Raw genomic sequence first — 606 nt, 5'->3', positions numbered from 1 at the left:
GACCCCTTGCCGGCTACTCCGGGTGACCCTGACCGCGCAGTTGGGCCTTGAGGCGTTCGATCTCGGCGAGGGCGGCTTCTTTGGCGGCCCGTTCCTGTTCTTTAGCGGCCCGTTCCTGTTCTTTGGCCGCCCGTTCCTGTTCTTTGGCGGCCCGTTCCTGTTCTGCCAGCATCTGCGCCTGCTCCTTGGCCGCGCGTTCCTGCTCGGCATTCGCCCGCTCCTGCTCGGCTTCCGCCTGCAGTTCGTCCAGATGACGTTGGATGCCGCGTTGCTCGCGCAGATAGTTCTGGCGCGCCTGGTAGGTGTGGTAGGCGCGCTCTTTCTCGGAGAAGGTCTTAAGGGTGTTCATGGCTTGTGTCATCTCGGGGGTCTGCATCCAGGACGGCAGGGCGCGACTGTCGAGGGCTTCGCCGTCTTTGAAGAACTTCAGCCAGCGCTCCTGCTCGGTTTGGACTTGGTCGGCGTGGAATTTGTTCAACTCCAGCAGCCAGATGCCGCCGTGGTCGAGGAGTGGGCGCGCCTGGGCGTCGCGCAGGCGAAAGTCGTGGGCGTAGTCGCTGCTGTCGGCCAACAGATTCTCGCCCAAGAGCCAGATGGCATAGGTGG

At 63.7% G+C, this 606-nt stretch carries 1 protein-coding gene; it reads right to left on the bottom strand.

All coding sequences use genetic code 11. The features are described from left to right. Nucleotides 1-13: 13 nt before the first annotated feature. Nucleotides 14-606: PD-(D/E)XK nuclease family transposase (locus CKO23_RS25115; RefSeq protein WP_242482724.1), on the bottom strand; the 593-nt coding region annotated here is incomplete at its 5' end.

It is taken from the genome of Thiocystis violacea, assembly GCF_016583565.1.
In the GTDB taxonomy this organism is placed as follows: domain Bacteria; phylum Pseudomonadota; class Gammaproteobacteria; order Chromatiales; family Chromatiaceae; genus Thiorhodococcus; species Thiorhodococcus violaceus_A.
Note: the sequence above shows the minus strand (reverse complement) of the source record. Positions and strands in the feature narration are given on the sequence as shown.